Raw genomic sequence first — 19,915 nt, 5'->3', positions numbered from 1 at the left:
CTGGCGCCGCGCATCTTGCAACCACGGCACGGTACCCGCCCTACACTCGGCCCTCAATAACAATGGAGGAATCATGACGACTGCAGCTTTCGACCGGGACCATGCGACCGGCACTCTTCTCTTCGCGCACGGCGGCCGCGTGACACCGGTGATCCACGCGGTGCTGGGCGCCCTTGCCCTTGACCCGGCGGCCGCCGAGAAATCCAGCCCGTACCTTCCCTTTTCGGGCGAATCGAGCGCTACCTGGGGTGCGGTGCTGGACCACCTCTCAGCGCGCGGCCGCGAGCTCGGGCTGAGCACGCCGGTCACGGCGGCGACTAGGGGTGGCACGCAGCTGCTCGCTTGGCTGTTCGCTTTCGCGACCCATACTGGCGCTAGGCCGGCTGAATTGAAAAGTCTGCTGCAGCACAACCCGCAGACCCTGGACGACCGGGCATCGGTCGAGGATCTGGTAGCGTTGGCCAAGCTGCTCGACGACGGACATGGCCTATCCGGATACCGGATCGAGGAATACAACGTCAACGTCTCCGACGGCCAATGCACTCTCTGGAACCCGTTCGATTGGAATTTTGCATCGCAGGCAGCTGCCGAAGAGGCGGCAGAGCAGTTCCTTCGAGAGGACGAGGAGTGGACGGTTGCGGTGATCGGGAAGGTCGTCATCGCGGACAACGAGTTCCAGACCGACGATGCTCAAGACAATCTGTCCACCATCCGGCGCGAAGATCTGCAAGATCTGCCGACCATGCCGGCGCCGTGACCACTGAAGCATGTGCGCACACCGCACCACGCGCACGCGATTTCCGCGCTGGCCGAGTACCGAAAGACGTTGCGCTCAACACTTCGCCGAATATAATGACGAGTCTGTTCGACGAGGATCTGCCACCTGCAGATCCCGCCTTTCTCGACCCGATCCGCCCCGCCTACAGCATGAAACGAGACGACCCGCACCTGGACGCTCCAGAAGCCACCAGTCCCCTCACCCTCGGGCTGACCAGCGCCGCCACCGGCGAGGCACGCGTCCCGAGGACGTCGACGGAGCGCGGCTCGGCCGCTGATGAGGCCTTGCGGGAGGCCGGCGGCACCATCGTCAGCCGCCTTCGCCTTTCCCCGGTCGCAGCGCGCGCCCTGGAAATCCTCATGGAGCGAGAAGCGCGAGCCCACGGCAAGCAGCGGGCCGCGATCGAGCGCGCGTTGATCGAGGCTGCGGGCGGGGCCGAGCTGCTGGAGGGCCAGCTGGCCGAAGAGAAGGCTGCGGCAGAGGCAGCCGAAGCTGCCGCCCTCGCCGGCCGATACCGACCGCGCCTCTCACCCATCGAAAACGACCTGGTGGCGCTGCTTGAGAAAGGCCCGATCGTAGGAACCGCAGAAGTGGGATACCGCCTCTGGCCTGACCGCGACATGCAACCACAAGGCGCGGCCTGCGCGGCGAACGGGATTTTGCGGCGTCTATTGGACCGCGGCTACATCGCACCTGCACAGGTGGAAGATCGTCGCTCCTGGAGCGTCACCGCCGCCGGCATAGACGCTCGCGAGCAGGATCGGCTCGACACCATCGACCCACGCCAGCTGACTCTGCTGGACAGCTGAATCACGGGCTATCAATAAAGTCGTAGCCGCCCGATGGCTTTTTCGAAGGCATCACGGTACGGGGCACATATTTCATCCCCCATGCTACCGAGATTGATTCGTATGAATTTGCTCTCCCACGAACAAACGCTCGGCACGATACTAAGGACGCCAAATTGCCCGTCGGCTCGCCGAACGCTTAGCCCTGCCCACCGATCACATACTGCCTCATCAAGGGACTCAAAGTCGCCGCGATTTAGCGTCTCGATCAGAATAATTCTTGTGCGGCCGCCATCATTACTGGATATGCGACAGCTTCGTAGCTGCACGCTGTTGAGCTTATCGACCCCTGCTTCAATTTCCCGTAATCCGTCATCAAACTCGGATTTGGCCCTGGCGATCGCCGCAGCCAATTTCTTCCTTTTCGCATCGGATAACTGGGTGCCCCGGAGCTGGTGCGCCCTCGGCACGGGGACATTTGAATGCCGCATAACATCTAACAACGGCGTGATCGCCGCACCGTCTGTCAGGTCCGAATTATCGGCAATAAATCGTGCTACTCGCGCCCAGCAGTCGCTGTCGAACTGCTCCGTATCTCCCTCATACCGTCGTCCTTCACCCACAGGAATATTCCACGGTTCAAAGAGTTTATGCAGCACCCGCTCTATGCGACTAGCCCGCTCCGATGTTCCGAGACGAATGCAATAACTAGCCTGTGTCGCATACTCTGCTTCTCCGCCTAGCGCAAGAAATCGCCTATAGACGTCATTTGCCTTACCAATTTTGAATCTCGATTCACGAGCATGCTGCAAGAAATAGACGTACATATATCAGGAGTTTGTTCTCTTAAACGCATTGGCTCGGATAATTGCCAGCGCCTCAGTAACGTCAATCTCTTTCGCGATCATACGGCCGGCGATAATTTCGTTTTCTTCCGTCATGATCATTTCTTCGATGGCGAACGAAGCGACGATCTCACGCCAAGTGTTATCGGATCGCGCAATAGCCACGTAAGCGTCATTCGGCATCTTCGGCTTCATATTCATCGCTTAGCTAAAGCTTCGAGCACCAGGTGATGCGTGTCGATCACCCGCTTCGCGGCGCTCATGACCAGGCGCCTCCCGGCCTCGCTGCACAAGTCCATCTGGACCGGCGCGACTTTCTTTCGGGGAGGGGCACTTGCGAGAAGCGCCTCGATATGCTTTCTGTTCATGAGGTCGGCCACAGGTTGTATTGCCCAGGACGGGCAAGCGAAAGGTAACATATGCGACCTCGCTCGCCCAGACGTGCGCCGAACATGCCCTTGAAGCTACCGCATCGGGCACGCCTCGTCGGGGTCTGCCGCGCCATCTTGAGAATCCGGCCCTTCGGGGCACACAGCAAGATCCGGACGCGCGACGGGCGTCAACCGAGGCGGGCGCTCTACAACGCGCCGGCCACCGCGCCCGCCTTCACCGTACGCGAGCACCAGCTGGGTTCCGTCTCCAGCGGTCTCGGTCGAGAGCGTGAAGTGGTCGGCGCCAGTCTCCTGGAAAGCGAAGTCGAGCAACTGCGTGGCCACACGTCGCCCATGATAATCGTCGCGCACGCCAATACCCGATATGTCGAAGCCCCCCGTCTACGTCGCGATAGCGCAGCAACCGGGCAACCTGGGCGCCGCCCACGTGCGCGGTGAATTGCTTCTTCAGCGTGCCGGCCGGGCCGACGGCACTCTCCCAGACTGGCGAGACGATATCGACCACGATCGGCGCGCGCCGTGGCGTTCCATCTGGGCGGCGATAGTCAACCACCTGGGGCGGGGCCATTCTCCTCTTCCTCGCCCTCGGCGTCTTGCGGCCGGGCCTCTTGCGCCAGCTGGGCAGCCGCGCAGAAGATCGAATGCATTCGCTCCTCGGATGGCTGGTTCATGCGGCTGCCATCGGCCAGGATTACGTCGTGGAAGGTTAGCGGAAACCGCACAAACTCCCTATTGCGCACGCTGCTCGAGTAGACCATGTTGTTGTCGACCAGGAAGCGCGAGCCGTCAGTGAATGCGATCGCCAGCGCGCCGCTCAATCGCCCGACCTGGATGGTGTCGCTCACCTCGTTCACACTGGCCAAGTTGCCCTTCGCCTCGACGATCGACGCGATCTTGCTGACCACCTTGGCGATAAAGGCTTCACGCAGCTCGGCCGCATCCTTTTCAGCCAGGGCCACGAGTGCCGCCTCGAAGTCCGGCTTCAGCGCGTACTCGTCCTGGGGCGAGCTGCGCGCCGCGGTGCCGGCCTCGACGGCGATGCGGTTCTCGTAGTTCCGAAGCAGCTTCACGCGCAGCGTCGGGCTGGCGGACATGAAGAAGTCGAGACGCTTGGCATACTCGCTAGTGATGTATTCGACGACTTGGCGCCGGTTGCGCTCCGTGACCTGCGTGAGGGCCTTCCAGACCTCCAGGATCGCGCTAGGCATGGCCGGCGTCGGGACGAAGCGCCGCTCGGCCTCCCGTTCCTCTTGCGATTTCACGGGGCGCTTGACGATGCATTCCTTCAGGACGGTCAGGCGCTGCGACACCGGCACGAATTCCGTCAGCACCTGGCGCATGGCGTCGACCGCCGGGTGCTCTACGCCGCAGGCATTCAGCTTGCGGAGCGTCGCCTCGACCCGATGGAGGGCCGTCACGTCGCCGTAGTAGAAGTCGTAGAGCTTGTCGGGCGTATCGCCCCGATCGCGCTGCCCGTAAAAATAGGGAGCGGAGACGTGCTTTTCCCAGAGCGATTCAAGCGCGCGGCCGAAGTGCTGCTTGAGCTCGGTGTGGGTAACGTTGGCGACGGCGCCGGCCGCGATACTGTCGTTGAGCACCTTCAGAAATCGCGGAAACGCGATCGATGTGCCGACCATCGCCGAGGTGAGGGGAAGATCCGTGGTGGCCAGAGCCGGGAGAGTTGGAGTAGTCATGCGGCGATGCTACCTGCCCCTTGAAGACGTGGTAGCAACTCCCACTCGACGCACCGCTGGCTTTAAAGCCGACCGAATTTTTCTTCGTCTTCCTGCATTTCACGCAGCGTATCGATGGTGACGCCGCTATTGTGTAGCGCATCGACGAGGTAGCGTTTCAGCTCTTGCCAACTCACCCCTGCACCTTTCGTTCGCAATTGAGCCTCAGCCGTATCGTGGCACGCTCCCTTATGCACGAGCTGCACCTGCTGAGTGTCGCCGTCTTCAAAACCGAGGTGCGCAAACACAGCTGCGCCAAGAGAAGCGTCGTCGATCCAGCTGCCACAAACGTTGCAGCATACGAGCGGCGCTGTCCGCTCGTTCTTTCGCATTACTTTCAACATCATATTTCAATCCTCTGCCGGCTACCGGCCGTATCGGGGCACCGCGCCGGCGCCGAGTCTGAAGTTTCGCCCATATGAAGACCTCCTTCAAGCCGCGAGGACCCGTGCGGCGTCGTTCGTCGCCGGCACCAGTGCGTAGCGGCCGCGCGCCACCTGCGCGCACCCGGCTGCCGGCGTCCTGATCACCTTGCGGATCTGCTCGCGCCAGAACGGCGTGCTCGTGGGGCGGCGGCCCTCGATCTCGCGATAGATCTCCTGCAGGTCCGCCTCGCCGCCGAGGCGCTCCACGGCCAGGCGAATGACACGCGCCCAGACCGATCCGCCAACCGCGGCCAGGATCTCCCGGTAGGCGGCCGGCAGCTTCTGGACGGCAGCCGTCTCCCGGTAGAGGGCGAAGCCGATGAGCGTGCGGCGCTGCTCCTTCGAGAACGTGGCGAACACGAGCGGCAGGCTCAGCCCAGGGAACAGGTTCCGCGGAATCATCGACTGCGAGAGCGCCCAACGGTCCGCATAGCCCGCGACGCGCGCGGCCGTCTGGAACGCATAGGCCGGCAGGATGAAGCCGGCGTGGCCACCTTGCGGCAGCAGCTCGTAGGCGCGCTCGAGGAAGCCGTCGATCAACTTGAGGTTGAACGGCGGGTTGCCGATGATGTGGGTCGGCTCGAAGTCCAGCTCGATCGTGCGGAAGTCGCCGACCAGCACTCGGCATCCGGTGTTCAGGCGCGCACGCTCGGCCATAACCGGGTCGATATCGACGCCAATCGCCTCCACGCCCGCGGGCACGGCCGCCAAGAACGCACCAGGTCCGCAGCTGGGCTCGAGTACCAGGCTGCCGACGCCCAGGTCGCGAAAAAAGCTCTCGACGATTGCATCGGCAGCCCATTGATGTGTCGGATACTGGCCCAGTTCTTTCGTGCGCGACATGCTCGCCCTTTCAGAGGTGATGGGGCTATGTTACGGATGCGCGCGCGAGTCTCGCAATAGCTGGGAGGCTGGCGCAGCGCGGCAGCCGTCGGCGGCGCGCATGAGCGGCGCCAGCACGAGCTCGCGGCGCGGCGCCCGGCCGGCGCCAGTGTCTGGCGGCTAGCGAGCTGGCACAGGTCAACGCCGTTGGTGCACGCAACGCGGCCGCTGCCGCCCACCCTTACAGCCGACTTGTCGAATAAAATTATGGAACCGCCTCACACACGATCACAGCGATGAGCATCCAAAATCACATGTACAACCTCTTAGTTTCGTCGAATGAAACGGCATGGACAGGCACTTCATGGGTCATGCTGTTCGACCGGGTTTTCGAACACACTAACCCACACATCAAGCAGCAATTCGATGTGCTTGACGACGCAGCTCTCGAGAGGCTCATGGCACTGCCGACACTTTTCGCCTATGAACAATACGTCGACGCCCCTGCGCGCGTTGGGCGAATTACCGCTATCGCGCGCAGGCAACAGGAATTCGCCATCACTTTCAATCTTGACGATGCAGTGGAGCCCATCCCCCGTGAAAAGCTGACGCAAATGCTGCCAGCTCTCGACATTACCTCGAAGTGGGAGATGACACGGACGCACTGGGCGGTGAAGAATGTGGATCTCGCGGCTGTCTTGCACCAAGCCGGATTACTCCCTGTGGCCACGCTCGGACCGCTGCAACGCCCGCCCTTGGTCTTCATCTCGTATTCGTGGGATTCGCCAGAGCACCGCGCTTGGGTTACTCAACTGGCTATCTCCTTACGACAAAAGGGAGTGGAAGTTGTGCTGGACCAATGGCACACGCGTTTCGGAGAGGACTTACCGCACTTCATGGCACGTAGCGTACGCGAGTGCGACCGAGTACTCATGGTATGCACCGAAGCCTACGTGGACAAGGCGCAGCAGCGGCAGGGCGGTGTCGGATATGAACAAATGCTCGTCACGGCCCAAATGATGCGGGAGGTCGGCACCAGAAAGTTCATTCCCATCGTCCGACAATCTGTATTTCCACGGCGGGTACCAGATGAGCTCGCCGGCCGAAAGTATGTGGACCTCTCTGACGGACCCGAGCAGCATCACAATCTTGAGCAACTTGTACGGGAGCTCCACGACATGGAGATTCCGTTGCCTCCTCTTGGAAGGCGCCCAACCTGATCTTCAACGATTTCGGCGCCTGCACACGCGGACACAGGCCGGCTTTGGCGCGCGAGTTCCGCACATCCAGCACTATGGGGAGGGAGTGAATGCGTACCGCTGCCAGGTGGCCCAGAGGTTGATGATCTCGACCTGCCGCTCGCGCGCATACTCGATGCAGTTGCCGGTGCCGCCACCGCTACCATTCCAGAGCGCCAGCACACCGGTAGCGCGGTCGACCATCCACTCGTTCCGGACCTGCATCTTCCAGACCGCATATCCACCTGGGCTGACCACGACGACCTCGGTGGCGCGCGCAAGAATGGCGCGGAACAGCTGCTGCTGCTCGGGCCGCCACTTCCTCTCCTGCCCCTCGAAAGGCACGGCGGCCGTCAGCGGTATGCCTAGCTCGACGGCGGCCAGCGCCAGGGCCATATCCCAACCCAGGGCCATGCCGGACACGACCTTGCTGGGACGGTATTTCATCAGCGCGGCGCGCGCCAGGTCGACCAAACGCGTCGAAACATCGGCGCCATAGCCCCCGAGCTTGTTCGGACGGTGGCCGGTACCAGCGAGGACCGTGTCAGCTTGCGCTACTCGGAAAAGTTCGGTCATGGATCACACCGTGGTCGCTCGATTTATCGTGACGCGTCACCCCCTGAAGGACAAAAGCGCCCCGAAAACTATGGCATTACTGTCGCATGCACGCGAGCACTCACACGCCGAGGCGCGTGCGCACATCCTTCCCAGCCAGGCACCAGGCCTTCGGAGGTTCCGCATCGGGCGCCGCCGGATCGACTGCCTTCAGGCTGAATTCGGCAACGCCGCGGTCACAGTCCGGCTTCGACGGCATTTGGACGATGAGAGGCTTCACGCGACGGTCGTCGGCGCTGATCATCATGTACCAGTCGACGTCGTTGAGCGCGCCGAGCACCGTCGCTGCTCCCGCAGCCGTCACCTGCGCTGCCCTCGCCTGCGCAGCCGTCGGCTGCGGTGCGACGGCTTGCTTTCCGCACGCGGTCAATGCGGCGACCAGCATCAGTGCTGTCGTGGGTCTTGCGTATCTCTTCATGTGATTCTCTAGTTCCGGCTTCCGTCGGCCGTGTGTTTAATTTATGTGGTGGCGCTTGGTGCCGCGCGCCGGTCTCTCGCGGCCGCCCCAAGATACCGCTCGACCGAGCGGCGCTCGTGCAGTCCGAGGTATTCGCCTAGCTCGTCGAGCGTTGTCCCGGCCTCCAGCTCGCGCTGCGCGAACGTATTGCGGAGCGTACGGCCACCCTCACGATTCAGCTTGATACCGGCCGCGGCAAACGTCGCTCGCACCTGGCGATAAAGCGTAGCGGCCGCTACCTTCCCGCCCGTCACCTTGGCTGGAAAGAGGAGACGGCCGCTCACGTTCATCTTCTCCCGCTCCTCCAGCCAGCGCGAAACCTCGGGAACGGCGAACGGGCGAAGCATGGTGACGTGCTTGCGGCCGAATTCGCTACTCGGCGCCGGCCAGACCGTCACCGGCACTGAACCGGCTAGATCCTCTTCGCCGATGTTTTCGATGTACAGCTCGATCACCTCGGCCACCGTCAACCCGGCCCCGATCATCAGCGCCATCATTGCGCGATCGCGGCGACGGCGCCACGCCTTTGCCGAGTCGTCCGACAGGATCGCCGCGCGCGTGGGCAGCGCCTCCATGAATGCAGCCTGCTGCTCGAGCGTCAACCATTCTTTCGGCAAGTCCTTCCCCGCCCCGCCCGGCGCTGACGCGAGCGAGAATGCGGCCAGCTGCGCAGGGTTTGGACGAATCTGCAGGTGATCGTACACGCGCTCCAGCAGGCGCACGTAACGCCGGCGGATCTCGCTATTCAGGTCCTTTGCACGGCCCTTCTTCTGAGGCTCCATCTCCGCATTCAGAAACTGCAGGATATGCTCCTTGGCCACGCCATCGATCTTGAGGTTCTGGCTCGACATCCAGCGCACGAACTTCGAGAACATCGCCATGTAGCTCTTCACGGAACGATGCCCGAGCGGCTGATGCTCCTGAACCGTGCCGTCGGCACCCACCCGCTTTGGGCGCTTGCCCATTTTGACGAACTCGACGCTTGTGACGAAGCCGCCGAACGCGGTCATCGGTTCGGTAAACCAGTGCGACTTCTTATCAAAAAGGTGGGTTTCGGACGTCCTCATATTTTCGCCGCCTCGCGGCCCTCGACTAATTTCGGTGCCGCCATCATATCGCTGATCAGCCGCAGGACCGGTCCAGGCGCGACAGGCACGATGTTCGCGTGGCTGGGGGTCAGGTCCCAGTCAGGCGTGTAACACACGAACACCCGCTCAACGCCCGACACCTGGTGGCCGCCCGTCATTTCCCGCAGGGCGGCCGAGACACAGTGATCCTCGCCGCGGCGCAGGCCCGTCGTGAACTCCTCCCAGCCCTCCCCCTGGGGCAATCCGGCGTGGACATATCCGGTAGCGGTCCCAACGTCGCCGATCGAGATCGCCAGCGGCAGCAGCCGCATGGCTGCGACCAGCTGCGTTCGCTGCAGCTGGCCCGCGCCGGCGAGCCAGGTCATGCCGTGATAGTCCAGCGCGGCGAGCGCTTCTACAGCCTCATCATCGGGCGGCCCCTCGGCGAACAAGTCGATGAGGTCCTGCTCGCCGTTGCTCAGCACCGCGAACACGGATGGGGTTCGCAGAAAGCGGATGCAGCTGGTCAGGGAAGCCTGTCCAGCCAGCAGGTGGCCTACGGAGATGAGCCGATCGCGGTTGGGATCGAAGTCGACGTCCTGCATGGCCCGGAAGAGCTGGTCGAATGCACCACCGACGTCGCCAACGATGAAGTCGCGGCCGACGCGGTTGCTGGGGAGGTACAAGACATTGGAACTCGCCATGCTCACTCCTTCCTCCCCGCTTCACGCTGCAGCTTTACGACCATTTGCAATCACGCCTTTATTCGTCGTTTGTTCTATTTTATGCTCATCCCACGTCAATCATACAGAAAGTCATATCTCTATGGAACCAGCAGCTGTTGCAACGCAGGAACGTGTCGACCCTCTGGTTGGCCGCGCGTCGGTGATCGACACCGAAACCACTGGAACCAACGTCCGCACCGACCGGGTGATCTCGTTTGGCCACGTGCGCCTCATCGACGGAAAGGTCGCCGAGAAGGTCGAATGGTTCTTCAACCCCGGCGACGTCGAGATCCATCCGGACGCGCTGCGCGTTCACGGCATCACCGCTGAATTCCTAGCGGACAAGCCGCCCATCAAAGGCTACTTGGCACAGATCATCGAACTGATGGTCGAGGCGATCGTCTGCGGCCACAATGTCAAGTTCGACATGGACATGCTCAATGCGGAATTGGCACGTCATCGTTTCCCTCCCCTGGAAAAGTTCATCGCCGGTGTGTTCGACACCATGAAGGAAAGCCGCGAGCGCTGGCCCGGCAAGCCGGCATCGCTCGACGCCCTGTGCGCACGCGTCGGCTTGTCGACGGCGCATCGGGAAAAGCACGGCGCTCTCACCGACGCGCTGCTCTGCGCTGAGGCTATGCAGGCGATGTTCCGCGAGCAGCGCTCCTTCCTTGAACTGTTCGCTGATACCGCGGCGGCCAGTGCGCTGGACGAGGGTGCCGCCGAAATGCCCTCCGTCCTGGTGCTGCCGGCGTCCGCAGACGAGCTGGCCGCGCACACCTCTTATCTGGCCGGGATGTCCGGAGACGCGCCGATCTGGCACCGCTATACGGCGGCGGCCGCGGTCGACCCGGATGAAGAATTGGACGAGCAAGAAGAGCGCTCGGGCGCCCTGACACCCTGCTGAGCCACACTTTTCACCGGATCCACCGGTCCATACGCCGGTTATTTGACAGACTCGATCTGCGCTTGATTTAATGAACGCATGGGCCAGGACTTCTCGGCCGCAACACATACTGAGGTATCAAATGAGTTTCTGGGACTCGCAACGACAGATGGACACTGCTGGCCTGGTCGACAACATGGTGCAGATCGGCTCCCACATGCGGGAAAGCCGTGAGAACGCCAAGGCCGAGAAGGAGTATCGCGAGGGGTATGCCAAAGCCTTGGACGAGGCCAAACGCACCGGAAACATGCCCGAGCAGTATCAGCAGAGCGTCGCGATCGACCACATGGGTAGGCAGATCGGCGTCAAGGTCGTGGCCTTGCGCGAGCTCGGCAAGCTGAACCCGCAGCACCCGCTGGTTGCATCGCCAGTCGTGCGCCAAAACATAGCGACCCAAACGGTCAAGAACTACAGCAAGGCTGGACGCCCGCTCAATCCGGACTACAACCAGTTTGCGCCGGACGATGGCCAGGCGCAGCGGATCTACGAGTTCACCCTCAAGCCCTAATAGAAACGCCCCGGTTCGGGGCGTTTCGTTTTTGTTGACTTGGCCTACTGTTGAAGATTTCAGACCGAGTTACCTCCAGCAGTTCCCAGCGTTTTCCCGGCGACTGAATCGAGCAGCCCCTTTTTTGCGGCAACCCGTCGCGGATCCATTGCCGAAGCAACCGCACCGCTACCACCGCGTGCAGCGGCGACGAAAATGCCCGCCACCTTGTTCTCGACCTCATGACCGATCGCGGCGTTTTGGTTCTGGCCGATCCAGCCAATCATGCGGTCAGCCAGGTGCAGCATCATGGTAAACGTCGAATTCACAAGCGTCATACCCATCACGGTGAAGATGACCATGTACGCGACGATCGACATCAGGCCGGTCAGGCTGTTGCCCTGGGCAGAGCCCACTGCCGCGCCGAAGTAGCGAAACAGGTAGGTCCCCATCACAGTGATTGCTGCAGACGCGATGAAAAACGAAAACGTCATGATGATCGGGCGAGCGAAGTTGTTCAGCATGTATGTGTAACCGTAGCTGGTGCGCTGGCCCATACCTTCACCATCCGAGTCGAAGTGCGCCATTGCCCAGAGCGACGAACCGATCAGCGACTCAATCACCGAGGTGAACCACTGGATCAATGCGGCGAACCATTGAATGAAAGGCACCATCGGGATATAGAACGCCATCACGGCCGCGGTAACGAACAGCAGCCCGACCACCGGCAGCAGCAAAGCCCCTGCGTCCTTTGCGATCGACATGAGGGTATTAGCGATGCCGCCAACGACCGGGATCTTGCCGATTAGGCTGCTGCCGATCTTGCTGCTCGCCGCATCCATTACAGCGCTACCGATCGTACCTCCTGTAGTCGCGCTGAACGTCTTGTACGCGATATAGATCGACTGCGCGGCGGCTAGGCCGTTGTCCCCGATGTTTTTAAACGCGATGATCGGATTGACCGTGTTGCTGGCGCCAGTCGAGCTCGCACCCATCGTCATATTGAGCGCACCGCCAAGAATCCACTGGCCGATCGAGGTGTTTCCGGTAGAGGTCGCCAGCGCTCCCTGCTTCTGCGAGGTAGCCACGCCGACCGCGGCTTCCAGCCCGGCAAGGAGGTCAGCAGTCGTCGACGACATGCTCATTCCGTCGTCCAGCGGCTGGAAGGTCACAACCGGATCGAGCATCTCGTTCATGGCCTCGCCCACCTCGGCATACACGCTGTACCAGATACCCAGGGTTGCCCAGCCTCCATCCTTCATACGCTGCGTCAGCTGATCGGAAATCGCGCCCGCGTTGCTTGTATTGTTGACATCAGCAGCCAGCGTGGCCAGCTTGGCCTGGAAGGTGTTGGTGTAGAGCCCGAAATAGCCGTCAGCGACAGCCTTCACGGACGCGTCGAATTGAGCCGGCGTGCTGCTGGGGGAAACGCCCAGGATCACGGCCTGGGCAGCCGAGTACGTCGTGCTCAGGGTGGTGGCATGTGCCTCCATCGCGCGCGTGCGGATACCCTCGTAATTGACGTCGGCGATACGGAAGCCGAACATGCCCTTGAAGCCGTTGGAGCGCGGCGAAAACTTGAGCTTGATCTCGCCACAAGCTGCGTTTCCATACTGACCGCTCGACTGACGACCTGCGAACTGCATCACGATTGCAGTGCCGCTCTCGGCCGACGCGTTGAGCGTCACCGGGAAGTCCGTCGGCGTCGCTTGGCCACTGGCCTGCATCGCCGTCGCCATGTCGTACGAGGCGCGCTGGCACGCCGCAGCCTTGGCCATGTAGAGCTCGATGTTTTGGATCTGGGCTGCCTGCTTCACATTGCCCATCGGGTTCACCGTGGTTTGGAAAGCTGCAGTGCTATCGACTGCGACGTTCGTCACACGGTTCGCGCCGGCGATCCCCAGCAGGCATGCGATCACCATCAGCGCCTGGCAGAATGCCCAGCCGCCGAAAACAGGCATCAAGCTGGCGGTGCCAAAGGAAATACGGACGGGTACCCACACGGTCGACATCCGCTTACCCAGCACTACGCCTTCGTGCATGGTCTGGGCCAGGCCGGCGATCATGTTGTATCCGGTCCAGATGCAGGCGGCCGAGAAGATGAACATGTTGAATTCTTTGAACATCGAAGCCATCAGCGATCCGGTCGACCCGTCCTGCGTCCGGAAGGGATCGAGCGCGAAGTCACCGAGAACTGCGCGGAGCATACCGAACGATTCGTCCGTGTTGCGGTTGATGGAGGTCAGAAGGCCGGCGACCTTATCCAGGATGCCCTCATCGGCGTACGCGACCTCAGGCATGACTAGGCACGCCAGCGCCACCAGGGCGGTAAAGAGGTAGAGGGGGTTCTTGGGCTTTCGCATGCAATTTCCTGTCATGACTTGTTACGTGGCAACATCATAAAACAAACATTCCGAGATATCTCCTGACATCTCGGAACTGCCATGTTTGTACTTCTTTCACTGGCGATCACACTACCGGAGCGCGCATCGGTGTTGTTTCCTCGCCTTTTCGGATTACGGGCGGGGCTGGCACGTCCGCCAGCCTCAGCCCGGTTTGCGCCAGCTCGGCGCGGACTTGCTCGTATGCGGACTTCATCTCAGCAGCTATCCGATCGACGTTGGCCCCGATCTCCGTTGCACGCAGCGATGCCTCGGCCAGCTTGTTGCTGAGCGGCGGATAGCGGTGCGCCAGCAGCGTAGACATGGTGCCGATGTTGTGGCTCATCGCCTCGACGTTCTCGGCGACCAGGACGGTGCTCTCGCGGAGGTCAGTCGACTCGAGCACCCGCAGGCAAGACTCGAGCGCGCGCCCTACTTCTGAAACCAGGGCGATGCGCTGGCTTTCCTTTTCCAGCGGCAGCCGGTGCTCGGCGACAGCCAGCATGCGCTGCTGCATGTGCTGGCGCGCATCGCTCATGCGAGACGTGCGCAGCGCCAATAGACGATAAGAGGCAGGCTCGGCCGCTTCGGCGCGCACGCGATTCAAGGTCGGGGCGACCATTTCATTGCACACGCTTTCCGCGTCGTCACGCAGCTGCTGGCTCAGCAAATCCTGGAGAGCGCTCAGGTCGAGTACGTATTCTTCGGTATCGGTCTTCATTTCAGCGAACTCCTGGTGCGGTTGGCTGATCGGCGGGCGCTTGGAGCGAGTCCATCTCCTGCAGGCGATCGGAAATCGATTGGAGGATCCCCGTGCGCAGGGAGGCGTGCGGCCCGTCATGGCGCTCCACCTCGTGCAACAGGTCTTTTGCCTTCTCGGCCGCGGCAATCAGAAGCATCGCTTTCGCGCCGGCCGGCGTCGCGGCCGCCACCTGGGAGACTGGCGCCAGCACGCCGGAGATCTTCTGCAGGAAAGCTGCTTCGCTGAACTTTCCGTTCACCAGGAATTCGTTCGCCACCTTGGCGCCATCCTGGACCAGCTTGGCACCAGTCACCATCGCATGTGCGGCGCGCCCGCCGTCCTTGTGCAACGAGAGGAACGCCCCGTTGGAGCTCTGCAGGCCGGCCGTCAGCACGGCGCGCAGGCGCACAGGGTCGAGCGACGCGATCGACTGGCCAGGCGCGATCACGTCCGCTGCGCGCGCCAGGTTCCGGAAGACGGTCACGTCGAACTTGCCGCCGGTGGCTGCGCGGTCGACGCCATCACCGTAACCGGCGCCGACCACCACCGCCGCCAGCACAACCAGCTCGCTTGTGCGATCCGACTGCACCTGGGCAACCTGCTCCAGCACTTGGGCACTGCGGCCTGCCTCTGCCGGCCGGACTGCTTCAACCTGCTCGTCGATCGAGCGCGGGCGCGACGTCGCAGGCCCTTCGCGCAAGAGGCGCTTGTAGATGTCGAGCACCGCACTGACCGGCGTGCGAGCAGCGGGAAGCGCTGGCGCTGGCGCCGCTGCATGGCGCGATCGTGCCTCCGCACTGGCAGAGCGCGCCGCACCAACGGCGTGGACGGCGCGCTCTGCCCAGCGGGACAGCGGGTTGGCCGGCGATAAAAGAATTGATGCTGCGGGCGACGCGCCGACGCGGTGGGCCGTCGCGACCAATGGTGTGCCGCCGTGGTGCGACGCCATCAGCATGGCGGCCAGCCGCGGCGCCGACTTGACCGCCAGGCGGCCAAGGACATTCGGATCGGCAGAAAGTGGTACGGGCATGAACGCTCCAGAAAACTAAATTAATTGCTGACCAGCATTCGTTTTACCCGGCCAAAAGTGACGCGGTTGCACAAAGGCGTTTTGTGTACATAAAACAGAACAAATCCGGTCAAAAAAAATAGCGTGAAATAAACGCCTGTTCACCTGGCGCCAAGCCGTCGACATGCCACCCCTGCACGAGGTCAAATCCCAGGCCTTGCGCAAACGCAAGCAGCTCTGCTGTCTCGACGCCTTCCGCGACAGTCTGTATTCCAGCTGCCTTCCAGCTCGCAACTGAAGCAGACAGCATTTTTGCGGCATTGGACCGGCCGGCGGCGCTGATCAGCAGGCCGCGATCGACCTTGATAACGGCTACCTTGTCGAGCGCGTAAAGTCGGCGGCTGCCGTCTAAGCCGGCGCCGAAATCGTCGATCGCAAAGTGCATTCCGGAGCCGATCAGGCGATTAACCTTATTACAGACCTCGTCGAAGAGCTCGCCCTCTGCCACAGCTTCGCTCAGTTCAAAGCGGAGTTCATTCTTCTCGAAAGCCGCGAAGAAGGCCGAATCCGGAATGGCCATAAACGACTCATGCGAGAGGTTGATGAAGCAAGGCTGGTGCAGTCCTAGGGCGACTGCACCAAGGTACTTCAGGACGCCCTGGTCGACCCTCACCCATCCCGCTGTGGACGTTGGGCGCACCATTCCGCGGTAAAGGAATTCGTAGCCGTAAACAGAAAGGTCAGCCGTATTCGCGATTGCCTGTAATTCGAACCGGACGCCAAGCCGGTCCCCAGCGTATTCGCTATTGGCTAATGCCTGGCCCGCAGCACCCATGAATACCATTGAATTGACCCTTTTCGTTAAAGGCTGGAGCCGAAACACTTGCCCCTCGCCATGTGAGGCTTGATTAGGCAAAGCTTAGATCGACTTTCACATCCGGCTTATATCGAACATCGGCCGCTACACCTTTTGCGTCTGCCTTCGGAGCGACACCGACAAGGCAGACATCCGAGCCAGTGGGCATGGTTGTCATGCGCATCGGCATCAACATGCATTTCAATAAAGGCAATCGCTTAAAGATCTGCGCGGCCACCTCGGGAAACTCCAGCATATAGGAACTCGGCTGCGACCAATTAACATTGGCCGCTTTCAATTTCCGAAGCCCAACCAAGCCACGAGCTTCTTCCTGCCACAAGAGGCCCAAGTCATACGCAGTTTCTGTCGAGAGCCGACGCGACACGATAAAAGGAGTCTTGTCGAGCAGTTGCGGTGCCAGCTGTCCATATAGCAGGCTCTGCGATTCAGCAAGTTCCGGCGCACGGTACGTGAGATCGATTAAATAAAACGTCAACTCGCGCTTTGTGAGCTTGCCCTTTTTGTCAGCTGCATCATAGGCTGCAGATAAGAAGGGCTGCTTGGACGACGTACTGCCATGAAATCCATATAAGAGGTCCTTGTGAGTCCCGGCCAAATGCATCCATTCGGCCGTAGGCGTTAGAACCGTGGCATCGTTCGGGGCAACAACTGGCGTTGTCAGGCAAACAGACTTAGTCAATTATCACTCCGTTGTCTCGAAGTGACTCCAAGATCTCTTCCATATTGAACTGCCTCCCCAGAGCCATAGCCTGCGCGGCACGCCAGAAGTCGGCGCGAGCCGTTTCTGGATTCATCGAAAACACCTTGGCGGAAAGGCGGCGCGTAGGAGTAGCCACCGCTTGCTCCGAATTCTCGGCCGCTCTTAGCCATCGGTAACCGGAGCCACGGTTTTTTCCTAACAATTTCGCCAGAAGAGACGCACATTTCTTACGCCTCTCGGCCGCATATGAAGCTTCGAAAACTGACAGGCCGAAGAGGAAATCGACGAGGTCCTGCATGTTCGGAGGACGGAATTGGCTAGGAAAGGACGGCTCGAGCATGTAAAGGCGGACCAGAAGGTCACGCGATTCATCGACAGGGCTCACCTGGTTCTCCCTCAAAAACGTGAGCAGTGCTTGGTATGAGGTGAAGCCTAGTGCAAACGAAGCATCCCAATTCGTCAGGTGCTCTCTCATTTGCCAAGTTGCTACGTCGTACCCTGTAAGCGCGCGCGACTCGAAGGCTGGATGCTTTGCTCCAGCTCGTGCTGTACCTGGCTCTAATTTTCCTTCTGCTCGGGCCATTCCATTCCTATTGATTTTCGGCAAGTTGGCTTATTGTAACTAAACCAACGTGCCATTTATCAACCTCCGACGAGAATCTCGCCGTCGGCTTCCATAAATACGTCGTCGACAAGATCTGCCTCGTCGATTTCGGCAGGGTTGCGTTGTGCCGTGGCAACACCACCGAACATGCCACCAGCGCGGACCGCCTGCACGGCCACGACAGCTGCCCTGGCCGCGTCCGCGACTTTCGCGGTCGAGCCCTGGGCCGTCGCTGCGGTCGGCGTCGGCGCTGCATCTTGCGCGACGGCCACCTCTTCCGGCGCGGCCTTCGTGAGGCCATCCAGCTCCGCCCCGCCCTTCGCTACCGGGGTTTCGGCGATCGGCGCCGCAGGCGCGGCCATCGCCGGCGCTTCTGGCGCAACGTTCTTCTGCAGCGACTGAGCGACGCTTGCGATCGCCAGATCGACGGCGTCGCGCACCGCCGGCAGAGTTTCCGGCAATACCTTCGATGCGCCGTGGGCGGCATGGCGCACCCGCAACTTCGCCGCGGTCGTCTCGGCTGCGTGCAGTGCACTGGTCAGCAGATCCTTACCGCGGCCGACCATCTCGTCACCGGCCTTCGCACCATCCAGCATCGGCGCCAGGGCGACGGCCATCTGGCGCATTTGCAGGACGTAGTCCGCTTCGATCTTGTCGCGCATACCCAGGCGTGACAGCAAGCGCTGCTCGGCCGAGCCATCGCCGAATTGCGCTGCAGCGTCAGGCGATCGCGCCGCCGATCGGATCATGCCTTCGATAGTCGCCGCACTCAGCCCGACATATTTCGGGTCGGCCAGAACGGCTTTCAGCGCGCCATCCACTTCGCGGGAAACCAACCGGTGCGCGTAGCGCGCGCACTCGGCCGTCTCAGCCAGCGCCACCAAATGCGTCTCCACCTGCGCCTCCTCGGCGTCCGACGGAAGATGCGTCTTCAAGATCTGTTCGATGTGACGCATCAGCATCGGCAACACCACGTCCAGGTCTTCCGGCATACCGGACACCTCAATGTCGAGCCCACCATCCGGGTTATCCGCTACATGCTTCACCAGGCCGTCAAGATCCTGAACGTTCGACGCTCCGGCCGAAAGGCCATTTGTCGACGCGTTCAGCGAATTCTCACCGGGCGAAGTATTTACGGAGCCGGCCGCTCGATCGGCCGCTGCAGCGCTCACAACCGCAGCATTATCTGCAATTGCGAGCCTCGGCTTGAATAATACCCGACCCACCATCTTAAATGGCATCAAAAGCCAGTCGAGCATGCGGCGAACAGCTTTCAACAGGCTGGCCAGACCTTCTCGACCGCTGGTTTCTTGCTGCTCACGCAGTTGTTGCGCACTCAGGAGCTGTGCGGTGCGAGTGTGGGTGGCAGTGGACATCGTGCTCTCCATTAGTTGTTGTCGACCAGGTTGGCCAATTCAGAAAATAGGATCTCGATGTCAGCTGAAGACGTTTGTGTCTTATTGCTATCCAAAAGTGACAAGCCTTTGGCGACGGCCTTCTCCGTCCGCTGGGCTGCGTCGGCAGCCTGCTCTGGAGTCGAGCCGAGGGACACTTCGAGACCGACCAATTCATCCTTGGTCGCGTCTTTCAGGCCGATAACCTCGGGGCCCATACGTTCGATCAAATCAGCTTCAACTTTCGTTCGAGATAGTGCTTCCAGCCCCGCGCGCATTTGCTCGGAGCCCTGGGTCGAAAGTGTAGAACCATCAGCAGCCGTAGAAGAAGGCGTGGTTGCAATCAGTGGCGATTCATGCGCACCTGAAGCCTCGTCGAGACCGGTGCCTTCCGGGCCGAGATCCATAACGAGGTGCGCATCATCGTCCAGATCGCTCAGCCCTACGTCCAGCGGTACGTCACCTGGCTCGAGATCCGGGTCGATAATGCCTTGCGCCCGCGCGATGGCCGGCGCCGCTTCCTCGCCCGAGTCGACGCCCATCTCATCGCCGAACACTTCTTCTTTCGGACGTCGAACGATCGGTGGTGCCACGCGCATGACCTCGTCGAACGGATCGAAGCCGATCAAGGCCTCCTCACTGCGCGCATCGTCCGGACCGGCAGCTGCGGCCGGCTCACCCGCCAATTCGGCGGACAGTTCAGCGGACAATCCTGCCGCGTCAAAGTCGTCGCCACCACCGCCAATCGAACCGATCGCATCGAGCTCGGCGGCGACCTCGGCCGCCGCATCGCTGGCGCCGCCACCGAACATACCTGCGGAGCCTTCCGAGGCAAGCACCGGCGCCGCGCCAGCGGCGCCCGCAGCTTCAACCGCCGGCGCTGGCGGCGG

Annotated in this window: 22 protein-coding genes; 5 read left to right on the top strand and 17 right to left on the bottom strand. The window is 61.5% G+C overall.

Annotated features, from left to right (window positions below):
- Window positions 1-73: 73 nt before the first annotated feature.
- Both QPK29_RS20340 and QPK29_RS20335 read left to right on the top strand, forming a co-directional pair.
- Entirely contained in the window at window positions 74-757 is a 684-nt protein-coding gene (locus tag QPK29_RS20340; protein ID WP_371771066.1) for a hypothetical protein, read from the top strand.
- A 95-nt stretch (window positions 758-852) separates the two neighbouring features.
- A complete protein-coding gene (locus QPK29_RS20335) occupies window positions 853-1,587 on the top strand; it encodes a hypothetical protein (protein WP_371771065.1) in 735 nt (244 codons plus the stop codon).
- 11 nt (window positions 1,588-1,598) lie between these two features.
- On the opposite strand, the gene QPK29_RS20330 is transcribed toward QPK29_RS20335, so the two are convergent.
- The 5 genes from QPK29_RS20330 to QPK29_RS20310 all read right to left on the bottom strand — a co-directional run bounded on the left by QPK29_RS20330 (window position 1,599) and on the right by QPK29_RS20310 (window position 5,804).
- A complete protein-coding gene (locus tag QPK29_RS20330; protein ID WP_371771064.1) occupies window positions 1,599-2,393 on the bottom strand; it encodes a GIY-YIG nuclease family protein in 795 nt (264 codons plus the stop codon).
- 3 nt (window positions 2,394-2,396) lie between these two features.
- On the bottom strand, window positions 2,397-2,606 hold the full coding sequence (locus QPK29_RS20325) for a hypothetical protein (RefSeq protein WP_371771063.1): 210 nt from the start codon (window positions 2,604-2,606) through the stop codon (window positions 2,397-2,399).
- 742 nt (window positions 2,607-3,348) lie between these two features.
- Window positions 3,349-4,497: a hypothetical protein gene (locus tag QPK29_RS20320; protein WP_371771062.1), complete on the bottom strand. Its 1,149-nt coding sequence runs from the start codon at window positions 4,495-4,497 to the stop codon at window positions 3,349-3,351.
- Between the two features lie 62 nt (window positions 4,498-4,559).
- Window positions 4,560-4,883, bottom strand: coding sequence for a hypothetical protein (locus QPK29_RS20315; RefSeq protein ID WP_371771061.1), 324 nt, complete (start codon window positions 4,881-4,883; stop codon window positions 4,560-4,562).
- An 84-nt stretch (window positions 4,884-4,967) separates the two neighbouring features.
- A complete protein-coding gene (locus QPK29_RS20310) occupies window positions 4,968-5,804 on the bottom strand; it encodes a TRM11 family SAM-dependent methyltransferase (protein ID WP_371771060.1) in 837 nt (278 codons plus the stop codon).
- Window positions 5,805-6,079: 275 nt separating this feature from the next.
- On the opposite strand from QPK29_RS20310, the gene QPK29_RS20305 reads away from it, so the two are divergent.
- Window positions 6,080-7,003 (top strand): toll/interleukin-1 receptor domain-containing protein, encoded by a 924-nt coding sequence (locus QPK29_RS20305; RefSeq protein WP_371771059.1) that lies wholly within the window; start codon window positions 6,080-6,082, stop codon window positions 7,001-7,003.
- A 72-nt stretch (window positions 7,004-7,075) separates the two neighbouring features.
- Here the strand turns inward: QPK29_RS20305 and QPK29_RS20300 are convergent, their stop codons facing one another.
- The 4 genes from QPK29_RS20300 to QPK29_RS20285 form a co-directional block, all read right to left on the bottom strand.
- Window positions 7,076-7,597 carry an SLOG family protein gene (locus tag QPK29_RS20300; protein ID WP_371771058.1) on the bottom strand — a complete coding sequence of 174 codons (522 nt, stop codon included), beginning with the start codon at window positions 7,595-7,597 and terminating at the stop codon, window positions 7,076-7,078.
- Between the two features lie 100 nt (window positions 7,598-7,697).
- Window positions 7,698-8,021 carry a hypothetical protein gene (locus QPK29_RS20295; RefSeq protein ID WP_371771057.1) on the bottom strand — a complete coding sequence of 108 codons (324 nt, stop codon included), beginning with the start codon at window positions 8,019-8,021 and terminating at the stop codon, window positions 7,698-7,700.
- Between the two features lie 74 nt (window positions 8,022-8,095).
- Window positions 8,096-9,160 (bottom strand): tyrosine-type recombinase/integrase, encoded by a 1,065-nt coding sequence (locus QPK29_RS20290; protein ID WP_371771056.1) that lies wholly within the window; start codon window positions 9,158-9,160, stop codon window positions 8,096-8,098.
- Window positions 9,157-9,864 carry a metallophosphoesterase family protein gene (locus QPK29_RS20285; RefSeq protein ID WP_371771055.1) on the bottom strand — a complete coding sequence of 236 codons (708 nt, stop codon included), beginning with the start codon at window positions 9,862-9,864 and terminating at the stop codon, window positions 9,157-9,159. The genes QPK29_RS20290 and QPK29_RS20285 overlap by 4 nt, the downstream gene beginning before the upstream one ends.
- 121 nt (window positions 9,865-9,985) lie before the next feature.
- Here QPK29_RS20285 and QPK29_RS20280 point away from each other — a divergent pair, with 121 nt between their 5' ends.
- Together QPK29_RS20280 and QPK29_RS20275 are read left to right on the top strand one after the other, a co-directional pair.
- Window positions 9,986-10,792 (top strand): exonuclease domain-containing protein, encoded by an 807-nt coding sequence (locus tag QPK29_RS20280; protein ID WP_400189811.1) that lies wholly within the window; start codon window positions 9,986-9,988, stop codon window positions 10,790-10,792.
- 121 nt (window positions 10,793-10,913) lie between these two features.
- Window positions 10,914-11,339, top strand: coding sequence for a hypothetical protein (locus tag QPK29_RS20275; RefSeq protein WP_371771053.1), 426 nt, complete (start codon window positions 10,914-10,916; stop codon window positions 11,337-11,339).
- A gap of 59 nt (window positions 11,340-11,398) precedes the next feature.
- Here the strand turns inward: QPK29_RS20275 and QPK29_RS20270 are convergent, their stop codons facing one another.
- From QPK29_RS20270 to QPK29_RS20235, 8 genes are all read right to left on the bottom strand, one after another.
- A complete protein-coding gene (locus QPK29_RS20270) occupies window positions 11,399-13,681 on the bottom strand; it encodes a DotA/TraY family protein (RefSeq protein WP_371771052.1) in 2,283 nt (760 codons plus the stop codon).
- Between the two features lie 106 nt (window positions 13,682-13,787).
- Window positions 13,788-14,420, bottom strand: coding sequence for a hypothetical protein (locus tag QPK29_RS20265; RefSeq protein WP_371771051.1), 633 nt, complete (start codon window positions 14,418-14,420; stop codon window positions 13,788-13,790).
- 1 nt (window position 14,421) lies between these two features.
- Window positions 14,422-15,471, bottom strand: a complete 1,050-nt coding sequence (locus QPK29_RS20260) for a hypothetical protein (RefSeq protein ID WP_371771050.1) — start codon at window positions 15,469-15,471, stop codon at window positions 14,422-14,424.
- 109 nt (window positions 15,472-15,580) lie between these two features.
- Entirely contained in the window at window positions 15,581-16,294 is a 714-nt protein-coding gene (locus QPK29_RS20255; RefSeq protein WP_371771049.1) for an EAL domain-containing protein, read from the bottom strand.
- 64 nt (window positions 16,295-16,358) lie between these two features.
- Window positions 16,359-17,006: a hypothetical protein gene (locus QPK29_RS20250; RefSeq protein ID WP_371771048.1), complete on the bottom strand. Its 648-nt coding sequence runs from the start codon at window positions 17,004-17,006 to the stop codon at window positions 16,359-16,361.
- Window positions 16,999-17,610, bottom strand: a complete 612-nt coding sequence (locus QPK29_RS20245; protein WP_371771047.1) for a hypothetical protein — start codon at window positions 17,608-17,610, stop codon at window positions 16,999-17,001. Before QPK29_RS20245 ends, QPK29_RS20250 begins: the two co-directional genes overlap by 8 nt.
- Window positions 17,611-17,669: 59 nt before the next feature.
- Complete coding sequence (locus QPK29_RS20240) at window positions 17,670-19,007, bottom strand: hypothetical protein (protein ID WP_371771046.1); 1,338 nt, start codon at window positions 19,005-19,007, stop codon at window positions 17,670-17,672.
- A gap of 11 nt (window positions 19,008-19,018) precedes the next feature.
- Window positions 19,019-19,915 (bottom strand): hypothetical protein (locus tag QPK29_RS20235; RefSeq protein WP_400189810.1); only part of this gene is annotated, 897 nt, incomplete at its 5' end.

The sequence above is a fragment of the Massilia orientalis genome (assembly GCF_030411975.2).
GTDB lineage: Bacteria > Pseudomonadota > Gammaproteobacteria > Burkholderiales > Burkholderiaceae_D > Telluria > Telluria orientalis.
This window is presented reverse-complemented; position numbering and strand designations above follow the sequence as displayed.